The following is a 15,552-nucleotide window of genomic DNA, read 5'->3' as shown; positions in this document are numbered from 1 at the left end:
GCGCTGTCAGGGCAGTGAAGGAAACCTTCCCCGTATCGGTAACCGACGGCATGATGAATATTAATTTCACAAGCGGATCGGTAAACCAGCCTTTGATCAATGCCATCGAAGTCGTGCCGCAAACAGCTGCAAGGACCGGAGCGGAAGAAGTCATTGCTGATGCAAATGCTGATTTTATACAGTCCGAAGTTTATCCCAACCCGGCCCCGAAACGGTTCACGATTAAACTTTCAGAACAGCATTCCGGAAAAATCAACCTTAAAATGGTCAGTATTTCAGGTCATGCATACGAGATCAACAAACCGGACCTTCAGCCTGCTTCCAAAGTGGATATAGATGTTTCCGGCCAGCCGGTAGAATCCGGCATCTACATTCTTGAAATACAGTCCGATGCAGCAATGGAAACAATCAAGTTACTGATTACCGACTGATTTGCCTGCAAATTGCAAAACGCAGTCAGAGCCTTCCCGTCAATGCCACGGGAAGGCTTTATTTTTAACTTAACCTTAATATAAAATCACTGCGTTTGTACCCTATATTTGGCCGATGACTCATTTACTTCTCCCGATACGCATGCATTTTATGATGGATAAGGTTTGTAAAAAGGCGCTGAAAGCCAGTTTTACGGTGTTCCTTGCACTGGCTGCCTGTTATGCCAATGCCCAGAAACAACCTGTACTGATTGCGCATCGCGGAGGCGTTGTGGACAGTTCTTATACGGAAAACGGCATGGCAGCATTGAGAGAAGCGGCAACAGCCGGCTATAAAATGGTTGAAACCGATATGCGAGTCACCAAAGACGGCGTTCTTGTCGTAAATCATGACGCTGACCTGAAAAGGTATTACGGCCTGGACAAAAAAGTGGCGGACCTGGAATGGCAGGAAATCAGAAAGCTGAAAAGCAGACTGGACGGAAGTACGCCTTTGCGCCTGGAAGATGTGCTGCGGTTCTGCCATGAACAGCATATGGGTGTAATGCTGGATAACAAGATCCCGGGACTGGACACCATGTTATTTAATCAAGTGCTCGGTTTACTGGATCAATACCATTTGCTTGACACGGCATTAATGATCGGGACGGATGAGTCCACCGGATTCTTTACCGGAAAAATAAAGCTGAGCTGTTCCCGCCGGCAACTGGAAGAAAACATGCGGAAGCCGGGCTACAATGCAGCACATTATTTCCTATTCGAAAGGCCCGCAAACTTATCCAGAGAAGACATTGAATGGGCAAGCAATCACAGGATTACTGCAGTTGCCGCGATTAACAAATATCATTACCGACAATCCGCTGACATGTTGAAAGATGCCGCAAACGATTGCAGGCGAATGCTGGATCTGGGTGTAGAAAACTTCCAGATCGATTCCGAATTTGAAAAATTTTTAAAGTAACAACTTCTTTATCCAGACAACAGGAAGTTTTCACGACTTCATAATCATAAAAAAAGGTGAAACCGGAAAATCAATCCGGTTCCACCCCAAATACAACACATGCACACTAGGTATTTTTGGCTTTGCCTTTATAGTAGAAGTATACTACAATCAGGACAACAAGCAGAGCGATACTTATGGGTAAAAGAAGCATAAAGTTGGTGTTTAGTTGTTGATATTTTTCCACGATCAGCCTCCGGTATTTACGGGCCAGCCCGAAAGTCTGCTCAGAATCTGGGCCGTTTCGTTTTCCTGCCTGTAAATCGAAAGCAGTATATCGGAGACTTCATACAAGCCTATTGCCGCGGCCATTCCGGAAAGCGCATGGTATGCGGCCGCTTCAAACACTTCTACATTCCGGGCTGCCATGATCAGGCTTAAATCCCGGGACAATGTTTGCGGATCGGTATTATGTAATATGGCTACGGCCTTGTTCATCAGTTCCTTCATGGCCATGCATGTTGCGGACTCCGGCTGAAGATCCAGATAATGAAAGATGGTAACCAGTTTGGCAAGATGCTCTTCACTCTGGGCAGTATGCAGATCAAAGGTTGCCGTCAGCTCCAAGGAAGCAGCACCTTTGGCCAGCTTCGGAAGCATTTCTATATGTGTTTGTTCAGTCCAGTGCATTTCCTTCAATGCATCCAGAAATATTTCCATCAGTTTTTTCTTGTCTCCTGACGTAAGCCTGGGTCTTTGTACAGTTAGGTTTATGGTTTCCATTATACTTATGGATTAATTAATGGCCTGATTCCGATCCGTGGTCGCTTGTCTTGAACTGATCGTTGAAATTTTGCTTCTCAATAAAATGCTCCTGACTGATCAGTTCATTTTCATGGACAAGGTTGGATTCAAGTGTTTGTGAATAAGGAACATTCTGCGGGATAAAGTCTTGCCTGGCTTCCGGCTTGCTGTAATCGTACGGCCAGCGGTATACTGCCGGCAACTCTCCCGGCCAGTTTCCATGCACGTGATGAACAGGCGTGGTCCATTCCAGTGTATTGGAGCGCCACGGATTTTGCGGAGCACGCTTTCCCCTGAAAATACTGTTGAAAAAATTATAAAGGAAAATGAACTGTGCAATAAAGGTAAATGCCGCTGCCACCATAATGAAGGCATTCATATCCAGAAACTTGTTGGTAAAATTATAACTGGTGAATGCGTAATACCTGCGCGGAAAGCCGGCAATTCCGATGTAGTGCAAAGGAATGAACACCATATAGATTCCCAGGAATGTCAGCCAGAAATGGATTTGTCCCAGAGTAATGTTCATCATGCGGCCGAACATTTTGGGAAACCAGTGATAAACGCCGGCAAACAAGCCAAAGGAAGCAGCAGCGCCCATGACAAGGTGAAAATGCGCCACTACAAAATAAGTATCATGCAGCTGGATGTCAAGGGTGCTGTTACCCAGAATAATACCGGTAAGTCCGCCGGATACGAAAAACGAAACCATACCGATGGCAAACAGCATGGCGGGCGTAAAAACAATGTTGCCGCGCCACAGGGTTGTGATGTAGTTGAAAGCCTTTACTGCCGAAGGAACCGCAATGATGAGCGTCAGGAACATGAATATGGATCCCAGAAAAGGGTTCATGCCGGAAACAAACATATGGTGCGCCCACACGATAAAGGACAGAAACGCAATGCCCAGCATGGACGCAATCATGGCCCGATAGCCGAAAATAGGCTTACGCGAATTGGTGGAAATGATCTCGGAAGTAATGCCCAGCGCCGGCAGAATGACTATATAAACTTCCGGATGGCCCAGAAACCAGAACAGGTGCTGAAACAGAATCGGGCTTCCTCCGACATTGTGCAGCGTTTCGCCGTTGATATAGATATCTGAAAGGTAAAAGCTTGTTCCGAAAGCGCGGTCGAAGATGAGCAGCAGAACGCCTGAGAACAGCACCGGAAACGATATCAGGCCCAGAATTGCCGTGATGAGAAACGACCAGACGGTCAGCGGCAGTTTGTCAAAACTCATCCCTCTAGTGCGTAAATTGATTACCGTTGTAATGTAATTGATACCGCCCAGCAACTGTGAAACAATAAAAAGAGCCATACTCGCAAGCCAGAGCGTCATTCCCAGCCCGGAACCCGGCAATGCCTGCGGCAGGGCACTTAAAGGCGGGTAAACGGTCCAGCCTCCTGCCGCAGGACCCGTGGAAATAAAAAGGGAAGAAAGCATCACAATGCTTGCCGTAAAAAAGAACCAGTAGGAAAGCATGTTCATGAAACCGGATGCCATATCCCTGGCCCCGATCTGCAGCGGAATCAGGAAGTTGCTGAACGTGCCGCTCAGCCCCGCCGTAAGCACGAAAAATACCATGATCGTTCCGTGCATGGTGACAAGTGCCAGATAAAAGTTAGGGTCCAGCTTGCCGGTTTCCGTAATCCAGTTACCCAGTATGGGTTTTAACCAGAGCATTTTGGCATCCTGCATTCCCAGCTGGATACGAAAAATCACAGACATGGTGAGCCCGATCACTGACCACAGAATACCCGTGATCAGATATTGCTTGGCAATCATCTTGTGATCCTGGGCAAAAACATATTTGGACCAGAAACTTTGCGGCTGATGATGATCAGTTTCGGCGGCATCTGTAGTAATGGTTGTTTTATGTGCAGCTGACATAATAACGAGCTATTAAAGGTTTTTTTACCAGGACAGGACTCTGAAAAATTCGGAACGGCTGCTATAAAAATCCATGCCAGATCCGGCTGAAAATGAAATATCCCTATCTTTAAAAACAAGAATTTTCAGCCGCAAAACAGTATACTTACAAAGCATTGCAGCGCATGCACTTTTAAACCTGTAACAGCAGTTATCAACCTTTAAAAAACAATATGAGCCAGATCAGAAAGGAAGACATCAAGCAGGAAGTATTTGATCTTTACGACGACTATGCGCATAACCGGATTGACAGACGGCTTTTTATGCAAAACTTGTCCGCATACGCTGTGGGAGGAATTACCGTAGCATCGCTTATGGGTTTTCTGATGCCCGATTATCAGGGTGCCGTTCAGGTCCAGGCCAATGACCCGAGGCTGAAAACAGAATATATTGATTATCAGTCAGCAAAAGGCGGCGGTACCATCAAAGCATTGTTATCAAAGCCCGAAGGTGCGGCGCAGAAGCTGGGCGGGATCATTGTTGTGCATGAAAACCGGGGACTTAACCCGCATATCGAAGATGTTGCAAGAAGGGCTGCTCTGGCCGGATTTGTATCCGTTGCTCCGGATGCACTTACTCCGCTGGGCGGCTATCCGGGCAATGACGACAAAGGCCGTGAACTTCAGAGCAAGCGCGACAGAAATGAAATGCTGGAAGATTTTATTGCGGCTTACGATTATTTGAAAAGCAACAAGGACTGCAACGGCAAGATCGGCGTGGTCGGATTCTGCTTCGGCGGATGGATTGCCAATATGATGGCCGTCCGTATTCCTGAATTGTCGGCTTCGGTTCCGTTTTACGGCGGACAGCCTGCGGCCGAAGACGTTCCAAAGATAAAGGCGCCGCTGCTTATCCATTATGCAGAACTGGACACACGTGTGAATGAAGGCTGGCCCGCGTATGAAACCGCTTTGAAAGCGAACAACAAGGAATACAAAGCCTATGTTTATCCCGGGGCAAACCATGGCTTTCATAACGACACGACGCCGCGCTACGACAAAGCGGCTGCCGAACTTGCCTGGAAACGAACCGTAGATTTTTTCACAGAAAAACTTAAATCCTGACCGGCTGTAAAATCTGAACTTTCGCTGATGCCGGCATGGCAGCTCCAACAATCCTGAACAATTACTGCCATCTGCGGATCAAAGGCTTAACACGGGTTTGTTAAGCCTTTTTTCTTTTATAGGATAAGTTTTACAAAAATGCAGATTGCCGGTTAAAACTATTTTTCCATACCGGATTTACTTGTTTGCTCCGTTTAGAGCCTGCTGAATGAATGTTCCTGAATTCTTGTAGCGGAGAATTGATTCCGGTGGCGTAAAAGGAAGCGCCCGTACTTGTACTTTTCCCAGATTCTTCCCATATTTGCATACCTCTTCTCATTTGTATTTTAAAATTTTAAAATCGAAAAGAAGCAAGTATGCATTCTGACAGATTTTTGGTTTTGTTTATAAATTTTAACTGCTAGAATCTGATAATTCAGTTTATACTTTAAACAGAATGAGATAACACATTCAGAACAGACTTCATAAACATGCATTCTCGGACAGAAACGTCTGTAAAACAAAATACAGATTACTTCCAACGCTAGATACTTTTTGATTTAAACAGCCCTATATTATTCATCAGCATAAGATATGGCAATGATTCAAAGTACAAAAAGCATGCATAAACTACCTTTAACACTTGTTTGCCGGCCATGCCATACTATTCTGCCGCTGTATAGTATTCAGAAAACAGCGGAATACTATTTTAAGTCAATACAGAACTCAACACCCACAAAAATTAAGTTACCAGAAGTACGTTATGGAAAATAAGCATGTTAAATTAAATTTCAGATACGATATCAATGCGCTCAGGGCAATTGCCATTCTGGGTGTTATCCTTTTCCACTACAAGATTGTTTTTCTTTCCGGCGGCTTTGCCGGTGTTGACGTTTTCTTTGTGATCTCGGGTTATCTGATGAGTAAAATCATTATTAACGCTATTGATAAAAACCAGTTTTCCTTCGCAGACTATTTTGAAAAAAGACTGAAAAGGATTGTACCGGCGCTTATATTCCTGATTCTGGCACTAACGGTCATCGGGTTCTTCTTTTACTTTCCGGAAGATTTCAAACTGAACCAGAAGAACGCTGCTGCCAGTATTCTCTTTTTGTCCAATGTATTGTACTGGAAAAGTTCAGATTATTTTGCGCCTGCATCGGATACCAATATTCTTTTGCATACATGGTCGTTGTCCGTTGAATGGCAGTTTTACCTTTTGTATCCGGCTATCCTGCTGCTGCTGAACAGGATAATCAAAAACAGGCGCTTTCTCGTTGCGTTTTTTGTTGCTTCCACCCTGTTCATACTCGTCGCATCGATCCTGTTCACCAACATCAGCCCGACGGCTTCCTTTTATCTGCTTCCAAGCCGGTCGTGGGAAATGATGTTTGGAGGGATTGCATTCTTTTCGGAAAACCTGATCAAAGATGTAAAGTGGAAAAAGATTCTGGCCATTGTCGGCTATCTTGCGATTCTGGCCTGTTTTCTGCTGCTGGATACCATGATGCCATGGCCGAGCGCTTACACCATCCTTCCCGTGGTGGCTACATTTCTGATCATTATTGCAAACTACAATGAATTCGGCGCAATCAGGAATACTGTAGTGCAGTTTATCGGCAAAATATCATATTCGCTGTATCTCTGGCACTGGCCGGTATATGTGGTGGCGCAGTATTACGGAATCGGGACGAACCTGCAGTCCGTCCTTTTGCTCAGTGTCATCTCGATTGTTTTGGGATACCTTTCATTCACATACGTCGAATCCATCAAGTTTGCCACAAACCGAATGATCCTGGCTACCATGGCATTTATTTTCGTGGGAACTGCGTCTTTGAGCTATTTCAATTCAAATGACATTTTATACAAAGAGAAAACGCTGCAGATTGAAGGTTATGCAAGAACACACAAGAAAGAACTGGAACTGCAGTTCAATAAAGACATATGTCATGTCAGCAAAATGGAAGATTATGACAAAGAAAAGTGTCTGTGTATTGTAGAAGGCAAAAAGAATATCCTGCTGATCGGCGACAGCCATTTAGGACAGTTGTCACAGTCATTCAGAGAACGTTTTGCAAATACCAACGTCCATTTTCTGCAGGCAACTGCTTCCGGAACCCTGCCTACGATCCGGAATTACGAAGGCGACGACGCCATGGTGAGAAAACTGATGCATTATATCTACTTCGATTTTATTCCTAAAAACGCGGATAAAATTGACGGAGTGGTTTTAAGCGGAAGCTGGGCCGGTAAAAACAACGTGGATGAAGAAAGCATTCTGTTCGGCATAAAAGAAGCGACCCAGCATCTTAAAAAATACAATATCAACACCATTATCATTGGCCAGACGGAGCGCTACAATGTTCCTTACGCTACGATTGCAGCCAGAGATTACGAAAACAATTCAATGACCATGCGCAGATACCTGAACAGCTACGCATATGAACTGGACAACTTCCTGAGCAGGGATTTGAAATCTTCCTATATCCGGGTTATCAATGTAAAATCCATTCCGAAGCTGTCTTCCAAAGATGAGCCTTACATGGCCGACAGCCACCATTTGACAAAATACGGCGCTGATCTGATTGTTGATAAAATCCTGTCGGACCCGATTGCCAAGGAATTTTTCGGTATCAGAAAATCAAGAAGAAAAACTAGAAGTTAATATCTTGATTTCAGTTGAATTCATTTTTCGAAAAGCCGTTCATGCCCATACATGAACGGCTTTTTACATGTATGCATAATCCTGTGCATCCTCCGCAACTGCTTCCCGTTACATTTCACCGCCTGCATTTTACTTTTTTTACGATCATAGCCATTCGCCCTGCAAGCGTCATTTAACCCGTAACAAAAAACAGTTTCAGGCAGGAACAACCGTCTGATACAGCATGACAGCCGATCGGTAACTCTGTTTATAGACTTTCAAGAATTGACTGATATTTGCCTGCGGTAAATGCAACGGAGTATTTATCCAAACATCATCCTTTTAATCACACAACCATGAAAATTGAATTAAAAACTTTACAGTTACCGTTCAAAGCACTTAGTGTTTCGCTGTTGCTGATGGTCAGCAGCTGCTCGCAGGAAGAGTTGCTTGTTCCAAAAGAAGAAAACAGCACTACTACAGATGCGCGGCTTAATTTACTGCCAAGCAATGCGGGAAACATGAAATGGAACATCAGTACAATCGGTATCGGAGCAAATAACAATCACGAGCCGGAGTTTATCGGAGAGATAACCCAGTATGGCAGTTCCCAAATTGCGGAAGCAGGCTTTATAACAAGCCATAATGTTTTACCGAATACTGCAATTCTTAAAGATCCGATATACGAATTTACACCTTTCAGTTCCGTTTATCCGGTACTTTCGGGCAACAGCACCATAGGCGCGGGAAAGTTCAAACTCAAGATCCCTTTTGAATACAACGAAGTTTATTACAGGTCATACATTAAACTGAAGAATGGAAGTATTCAGTACGGTGCTGTAAAATACCAGAAAGCCTGGAAAATAGGTGCTGCGGGTCTTTCCACTGACCAGAATAAAAACTATATTTTTCACGGATCTGTTAATCAGGAAGGAAGTGTAAAAGCCGTTGAAATCGGGTTTGTAGACAGCTTCAGGGCAACCCCGAACGGAGCCATTATTAATAATCCTGTATATGCCAACACACCCTTCAATGGTATTCATCCGGCAAGAGCTTATAAGAATAACATCGCTTATGGCTATTATGAATTGTTTATTCCATTTGCATTTACTGAAATATACATCAGAGGATATGTAAAACTGGAAGATGGAACAGTAGTTTATGGCGAGGTTTTTCACTACAAAAAATAAGCTTATTTTATAAATTCAAAATTGCCTTTATTTTAAGCAGGCTGGACTTTCAGCCAGCCCAAACTGTCTTCTGTTCGGAGGCAGTTTTTTGTTATATACATCAGCTTTTATTCAGCTTTAAATGAAGCATATTAAAATTACATTCATCCATAGTATTAAAATGAATTTGGCATACAGCTAGAATTTATTCATTTAGATTGTATATTGATTTTTGAAGCTGCAATCGTTCTATTCTGACAAAAGCTTATTAAACTCATGATGCAAATATTCCTAAAAAAATCATTTTTACTTGTAGTCAGCGCCATCATCTTCCCTGCTGTACTCATTGCACAGGATATGGACACATTTGACGGCCGCAAGCAATGGCTTCTGAAAGGAATGAAGGATGTGGAACTAAGAGGATCCGGAAAATACGGCCTGCCAAAAGCATGCGCGCGGCTCTGGAACAATCCGGATGACACAACGGCAACGGCTTACATCACCAGTATCCTGCATCGCAAAGGCCAAACCATGTTTGACTTTCCAGGCGTAGCCCTTGCACTTGGCAAATACCGGAACAGCTTCACACCCGGACAAATTGCAGTTATCAAAGCGGATCTTGAAAGGCTTGCAAAAAACAATAACAAGAACGGAGAAGGATTTTTAAGTCACGGAACTGAAAACCAGGCGACCATGATGTGGGCAAGCGCCTATCTCTTCGGGCAGTACTTTCCGGATGCCAAATGGGCCAATGGCATGAGCAGTACTGAACTTATGGCTGAAATGAAAGAAAGACTTCGCAAAACTTTCCAAAATGTATATGAAAAAGGCTATGCCGAGTATCTTTCAACGACTTATGAAATTGTCGTTAATTTTCCGGTTGCGATATTATACGAATTTGCAGAAGATCGGGAAGTAAAAGAAATTGCCGAGGCTTTTTTGCTTTATAAATGGTCAATACAATCGCTTAACAACTTTGAAGGCCGCATCATTGCTCCATATGCGCGTATGACCAGGCAGGAGGATTATCAGCCTGCCGACCAGAATGTGACAGGAACGTTATATCAGCACTGGTTGTATTGGGGCTGGGGCGAACACACCGGATCAGTCCGTATAAAAGATTTTAAAAATTATCCTGAGGCCAGTTACACCATTTATTCAGCGCTCTCAGAAGTAACTCCGGAACCATTATTCAATGCGCTGGCTAATAAAAGAACAACTCCGGCTTCATTAAGGTCTTCTGCTTCCACGTTCGGCAAATTTGGCAGCGGCATTCCTCATATGATGATGCGGAATGTGTACCGGGACAAGCAGTTTGCGATAGGTACCGGTAATTTCCGCTGGGTTCCTGGCGGCGATTATGCTGATCACGACACAAATGCTTTCCATATAATCTGGGAAAGTCAGGACCGCTTTAATTATATCAACTGCTTTCATCCATACTGGTATGCTGACGATAATAAAAACCGTACGCCGGATACCTGGTACCGGGGCTGCATTTCACCATTTATGCAGACTGCACATTACGAAAGTACGGCCATTATTCTGTTTGATATTCCTCAGCAGGACCCCTGGCCGGGTAAGCCAAACCCTGCAAAGTGGGCATGGCGGGATGAGCATGCCAGGGAGTTGATTAAAAGAGGAATGCTTCGTTACCCCGCTTCAATGGATGAAATCGTTGAGAAAAATGGCTGGATATTCCTGCGCGAAGGAAAAACGTACATCGGGATCAAACCCCTTCAAAACTATTACATTCAAGATAAAAACAATGGTGCGGAAGGTTTTATCGTAGTCAAAAGTGATTTTGCAAAAACGGGGTTCATTTTCGAAGTGGGTACCGAAAACGAGTATGCCGGTTTCAGGCAGTTTGAGGCAAAATTGCTTAGGAGCAGCGTTTCGGTTAACTGGAAATCAATGGAATTAACCTATCTGAATCCCAAAGGAAACAAGATCCGAATGCAGTATAACGCGGGACTGCCAATCGACGCGGATGGATTGGCCAATTCTGTTCCGGCTGTGTGGGTAAATGAAAAAGCAGAAATTTCCTATAAAGATTGGCCCATGATCGAAAGCCCGGAAGTTCACATGAACAACCGTGTACTGACCATACAAAACAATACTTCAGAGATCAGGGTGGACTGGAACAACCGGTTTCCTTCCATAACCAGGGCCAACACCGCTTCACGTATCAGATAAAATTGAAAACCACAGTTTCCTGTCTTTATCCAGGGAAAATTTGAATACTTCTATTTTGTAGTAAGAATATTACATACTTGATCAGAAGCTTTCGAAAGAAAAATCTTGCCTGTAAAAATCAGGCAATTTACTTACTGCACAGAAAGCATTACACAGGTTCTTGACCATTCCGGAATTAGTAAATTCCTAATATATACGCTTTGGCACTTCGCGCAGAATGCCTTTGTTTATATGAAATATTTTATCTTCCGATACAATATAACTAGCGCTATATCAAGAAAGTATATTTAATATTTCTATTATCAAATTAATCATTTTACTTCATAAAATTAATTTTATTTTACTTGAATTATAGAAGTATTTCTCTAAATTTGTATTGAATGACTGTAACTACCTTATAATATTAACTTACATATCGTCCCTTTATCATGACGTTCCATGAAAAAAGCATCTACTTTACTGCTATTGTTGCACTTAGACAATACGCTATACACAACAGCATGTTCAACCGCCTCCTGCTTCGACAGCATAGAACGATTTAACTTTTCCAAGAGCACATCTTCTATAAAACTTTCGAGACTCTGCTTTAAACACAATTCCACAGCGGTGGAAATATGATAAAGCCTGATTGATCGGGATAAAGGACATCAGAAGCAGATGTTCAGCCCGAATGCTACAAGATTATCTTGAAATTAGAAATTGATGTTCCAGAACCAGTTCAAGGCGTTGCCATCTTCACGGAAGATACATGCATTTTACATTACATGCTTTGATAACACACTCAAACTGAACAAGTTAAATTTTGTCATACTTATATGAACGACAACAAATCCAACCAGCGGTATTCTGAGGAAAAAGAAGAAGAATTTAGCCTCATTCAATATATACGCAAGTACCTGCCTTACTGGTATTTATTCCCGTTTTTTCTGATAGCAACACTTACAGCTGCTTTTTACTATCTTCAGGTTACACAACCTGTTTATCTAACCAGAACTACCATTCTTATAAAAGATGAGCAGAAGGGAATGGGACAAAGCCAGACAGAAATCCTTGAAGAGCTGACTCAATTCGGAGGCAACAAGCTGGTCGAGAATGAAACGGAGATCATTAAATCCCTGCCGTTGATGGAGCAGGTAATCAAAGACCTTAAGCTGGATGTTTCCTATACTGCTGAAGATGGCCTGAAAACCGTTAATTTATACAAGCAAAGCCCGGTTATCATCAAGCCGGACGTCATTACCGAAGAAGGATTCAGCGAGCCGCTTGTTGTTCATATGAAAGACAGTGATCACTTTACTTTCAATGATGAAGTACAGACATTTACTTTTAATCAGCGTGTTCGCAACAAATGGGGCGAGTTTGTTATTACAAAGGGTGAAAAATCGAATTATGATGAAATTCTGGTAAACTTCCATGATCCGGCACATCTGGTTGAAGACATGGTTTCGCATTTGACTGTTCTGCAGCAAAACGAAAAAAGCACCGTTCTGGAACTTACCTATGAAGATGTTTCGAAGCAGCGCGGCAAAGATGTTCTCAATTCACTACTGGACGCTTATGTGCAGGCTTCCTTGACGGATAAAAACACTGAAGCCAGTAATACCCTTAAATTTATAGAAACACGTCTTGGACTGATTACCGGCGAGCTTGTTGATGTGGAAAAGGACGTGGAATCTTACAAAACCTCCAAAGGTCTGACAGACATCAGTGCGGAATCACAGATTTTTCTTGAAAATATCAAGGAGAATGATGCCAAGCTGAATGAGGTCAATACGCAGATAAACATTCTCGAAACTGTTGAAAACTATATAGAAACAGCCGGTAAAGGAGCATTTGCCCCCGCTCCTGCAACCTACATGATCAATGACCCCGTACTGGTTTCTTTGCTGACAAAATTCAATGAACTGGATCTTCAGAGAGAACGGTTTGCACGGACTACACAATCCAATAACCCTCTGCTTGAAACATTCAACACGCAACTTGCGCAAACACGGCAGGCAATCAAAGAAAACGTACAGAATCTCCGCCGGGGAATGGATGTTACCCGCCGGAACCTGGAAGGTATCAACACACGCTTTTCGGCCGGTTTACGCAGCATTCCACAGAAAGAAAGAGAATTTGTAGGCATCAAAAGACAGCAGACTATCAAGGAAAACCTGTACCTGTATCTACTTCAGAAAAGAGAGGAAACAGCGCTGGGCTATGCTTCTACTGTAACGGACAGCCGTCTTATTAACCCTCCGGTTTCATCATTTAAACCGATTGCTCCCAAAACCACTACAATCTGGCTGGGTGCTGGCTTGGCCGGCTTGATTATACCGATCCTGCTGATCAACCTTATATTCATGCTTAACGATACGGTTCAAAGCCGTGAAGAAATCGAGCAGCAAACCGGGTTATCCGTTATTGGTGAAATCGGCCAGATGAAAACCAGCGCAGGAATGCCTGTGACGGATGCCATTATCAAAGTCACCAGCCGCAATGCCGTTGCAGAACAGTTCAGGGCATTGCGAACCAATCTCAAATACCTGGGTGATGGCAACTGTCGTACCATTATGTTCACTTCCTCTGTGGGTGGCGAAGGTAAAAGCTTTATCAGTATAAACCTTGCGGCAAGCCTTGCCTATTACGGCAAAAAGGTTATTCTGATTGGAATGGATTTGCGGAAGCCTACCCTGCATGACCGACTTCAGGTCAGCAATAAAAAAGGTGTTTCCAACTACATGATCGGACAAGTGGACTTGCATGATCTGATACAGTCAACAGCCATTCATCCGAATTACGATGTGATTACCAGCGGTCCTTTGCCTCCGAACCCGTCTGAACTGCTCGGAAACGGACGCCTTGCACAACTTCTTGCCGAACTAAGGCTGGAATACGATTATGTCCTGATTGACTCTCCGCCTTACGGACTGGTTACAGACGCAGCCATAATCGGTGAATACGTGGATGCAACCATATACCTTGTAAGGTACAACTATACTTTGCTGAGCCATATCAACAAGATAAGGGAACTGCGGAAATCGAAGCGCTTCAATAATCTCACAGTCATTTACAATGGTGTAAATTATGGATCAGGGTATGGCTACGGATATGGATACGGCGGATACGGTTATGGTTATTACACCGAAGACACAAAAGCAAAAAGTGAAAATTTAAGCTCTAGGCTTAGAAAAATGGTAAGCAAGAGCTAGTCAGTGCGGATATATAAACAGACCAGTAATTTTAAATATCAAATATAAATGACCAGTAAAGTAGCTTTGATCACAGGTGTTACCGGACAGGATGGCGCCTACTTGAGTGAACTTTTGTTGAGTAAAGGCTACATCGTCCACGGTATCAAGCGCAGAAGTTCTTTGTTCAACACAGAGCGGATTGATCACTTGTATGAAGACCCGCATGTAAATGATCCGAAATTCATTTTACATTATGGTGATCTTACTGATTCCATGAATCTGACCTACATTATTCAGCAGGTACAACCGGATGAAATTTACAATCTGGCTGCCATGAGTCATGTTCAGGTCAGCTTTGAAATGCCGGAATATACGGCCAATGCGGATGGAATAGGAACCTTACGTATATTGGAGGCGGTTAGGCTTCTGGGCCTTACTCAGAAAACAAAAGTTTATCAGGCTTCTACTTCGGAACTGTATGGTTTGGTACAAGCTGTTCCGCAATCGGAAACAACACCTTTTTACCCGCGTTCGCCTTATGCAGTTGCAAAGTTATATGCCTACTGGATTACAGTGAATTACCGCGAAGCTTACGGTATGTTTGCTTCAAACGGAATATTGTTTAATCATGAATCCCCGTTACGCGGAGAAACTTTTGTAACGCGCAAAATTACAAGGGCCGCAGCCAAAATTGTACTCGGATTACAGGATTGCCTGTACATGGGAAACATTGATGCGCAGCGGGACTGGGGACACGCCAAGGATTATGTTGAAGCCATGTACCTGATTCTCCAGCAGGAAAAACCGGAAGATTTTGTAATCGCTACCGGAATAACGGTAAGAGTCCGCGAGTTTATCAGAAAAACTTTTGCCTTTCTGGGTGTCAAACTGGAATTTACGGGAGAGAAGGAAAACGAAGAAGGCATAATTGCTGAACTGGACCAATCCCGTCTTTCAGAACTCGGGATCAAAGCCGGAGAATATCTTGAAATTGGAAAAGCAGTTTTAAAAATAGATCCGAAATATTACCGCCCGACGGAGGTGGAATTGCTGATCGGCGATCCGACAAAATCCAAGGAAAAACTAGGCTGGAAACCAAAATATACGCTGGAAACGCTTATAGAAGACATGGCAACTTCCGATCTGCGTTTATTCCAGAAAGACAAATTACTGCTAAAAGAAGGATTCGGAGTTTTGAATTATTTTGAATAAACCA

10 protein-coding genes are annotated in these 15,552 nt (G+C 43.4%); 8 read left to right on the top strand and 2 right to left on the bottom strand.

Annotated elements, in window-relative coordinates:
- Window positions 1–431, top strand: a 431-nt coding sequence (locus FEM33_RS26470) for a T9SS type A sorting domain-containing protein (RefSeq protein ID WP_161597209.1), incomplete at its 5' end; no start/stop codon positions are given.
- A gap of 115 nt (window positions 432–546) precedes the next feature.
- The gene (locus tag FEM33_RS21810) at window positions 547–1,392 is read left to right on the top strand and encodes a glycerophosphodiester phosphodiesterase (RefSeq protein WP_139014092.1); all 846 of its coding nucleotides are present in this window, start codon (window positions 547–549) and stop codon (window positions 1,390–1,392) included.
- A gap of 228 nt (window positions 1,393–1,620) precedes the next feature.
- Here FEM33_RS21810 and FEM33_RS21805 read toward each other — a convergent pair whose 3' ends face one another.
- Window positions 1,621–2,154, bottom strand: a complete 534-nt coding sequence (locus FEM33_RS21805) for a YciE/YciF ferroxidase family protein (protein WP_139014091.1) — start codon at window positions 2,152–2,154, stop codon at window positions 1,621–1,623.
- A gap of 16 nt (window positions 2,155–2,170) precedes the next feature.
- On the bottom strand, window positions 2,171–4,069 hold the full coding sequence (locus FEM33_RS21800) for a cytochrome c oxidase subunit I (RefSeq protein ID WP_139014090.1): 1,899 nt from the start codon (window positions 4,067–4,069) through the stop codon (window positions 2,171–2,173).
- A gap of 212 nt (window positions 4,070–4,281) precedes the next feature.
- Here FEM33_RS21800 and FEM33_RS21795 point away from each other — a divergent pair, with 212 nt between their 5' ends.
- From FEM33_RS21795 to gmd, 6 genes are all read left to right on the top strand, one after another.
- Window positions 4,282–5,172: a dienelactone hydrolase family protein gene (locus FEM33_RS21795; protein ID WP_139014089.1), complete on the top strand. Its 891-nt coding sequence runs from the start codon at window positions 4,282–4,284 to the stop codon at window positions 5,170–5,172.
- A gap of 742 nt (window positions 5,173–5,914) precedes the next feature.
- Window positions 5,915–7,816: an acyltransferase family protein gene (locus tag FEM33_RS21790; protein ID WP_139014088.1), complete on the top strand. Its 1,902-nt coding sequence runs from the start codon at window positions 5,915–5,917 to the stop codon at window positions 7,814–7,816.
- A gap of 335 nt (window positions 7,817–8,151) precedes the next feature.
- Entirely contained in the window at window positions 8,152–8,985 is an 834-nt protein-coding gene (locus FEM33_RS21785) for a hypothetical protein (RefSeq protein WP_139014087.1), read from the top strand.
- A 255-nt stretch (window positions 8,986–9,240) separates the two neighbouring features.
- The gene (locus FEM33_RS21780; RefSeq protein WP_139014086.1) at window positions 9,241–11,160 is read left to right on the top strand and encodes a hypothetical protein; all 1,920 of its coding nucleotides are present in this window, start codon (window positions 9,241–9,243) and stop codon (window positions 11,158–11,160) included.
- Window positions 11,161–11,975: 815 nt separating this feature from the next.
- Window positions 11,976–14,354, top strand: a complete 2,379-nt coding sequence (locus FEM33_RS21775) for a GumC family protein (RefSeq protein ID WP_139014085.1) — start codon at window positions 11,976–11,978, stop codon at window positions 14,352–14,354.
- Window positions 14,355–14,402: 48 nt separating this feature from the next.
- Window positions 14,403–15,548, top strand: coding sequence for a GDP-mannose 4,6-dehydratase (gene gmd / locus FEM33_RS21770; protein ID WP_139014084.1), 1,146 nt, complete (start codon window positions 14,403–14,405; stop codon window positions 15,546–15,548).
- The last annotated feature ends 4 nt before the right edge of the window (window positions 15,549–15,552 follow it).

Origin of the sequence: Dyadobacter flavalbus (assembly GCF_006149045.1) — a bacterium.
Classification (GTDB): Bacteria; Bacteroidota; Bacteroidia; order Cytophagales; family Spirosomataceae; genus Dyadobacter; species Dyadobacter flavalbus.
The sequence above is the reverse complement of the archived record's forward strand: the minus strand, read 5'-3'. Positions and strand labels throughout refer to the sequence as shown.

Excerpts from the sequence above, each read along its gene's own strand:
- FEM33_RS21800 (WP_139014090.1), bottom strand. The coding sequence starts at position 4,069 with ATGTCAGCTGCACATAAAACAACCATTACTACAGATGCCGCCGAAACT.
- FEM33_RS21795 (WP_139014089.1), top strand. The coding sequence starts at position 4,282 with ATGAGCCAGATCAGAAAGGAAGACATCAAGCAGGAAGTATTTGATCTT.
- FEM33_RS21785 (WP_139014087.1), top strand. The coding sequence starts at position 8,152 with ATGAAAATTGAATTAAAAACTTTACAGTTACCGTTCAAAGCACTTAGT.
- FEM33_RS21805 (WP_139014091.1), bottom strand. The coding sequence starts at position 2,154 with ATGGAAACCATAAACCTAACTGTACAAAGACCCAGGCTTACGTCAGGA.
- FEM33_RS21780 (WP_139014086.1), top strand. The coding sequence starts at position 9,241 with ATGATGCAAATATTCCTAAAAAAATCATTTTTACTTGTAGTCAGCGCC.
- FEM33_RS21775 (WP_139014085.1), top strand. The coding sequence starts at position 11,976 with ATGAACGACAACAAATCCAACCAGCGGTATTCTGAGGAAAAAGAAGAA.
- FEM33_RS21810 (WP_139014092.1), top strand. The coding sequence starts at position 547 with ATGACTCATTTACTTCTCCCGATACGCATGCATTTTATGATGGATAAG.
- FEM33_RS21790 (WP_139014088.1), top strand. The coding sequence starts at position 5,915 with ATGGAAAATAAGCATGTTAAATTAAATTTCAGATACGATATCAATGCG.
- gmd (WP_139014084.1), top strand. The coding sequence starts at position 14,403 with ATGACCAGTAAAGTAGCTTTGATCACAGGTGTTACCGGACAGGATGGC.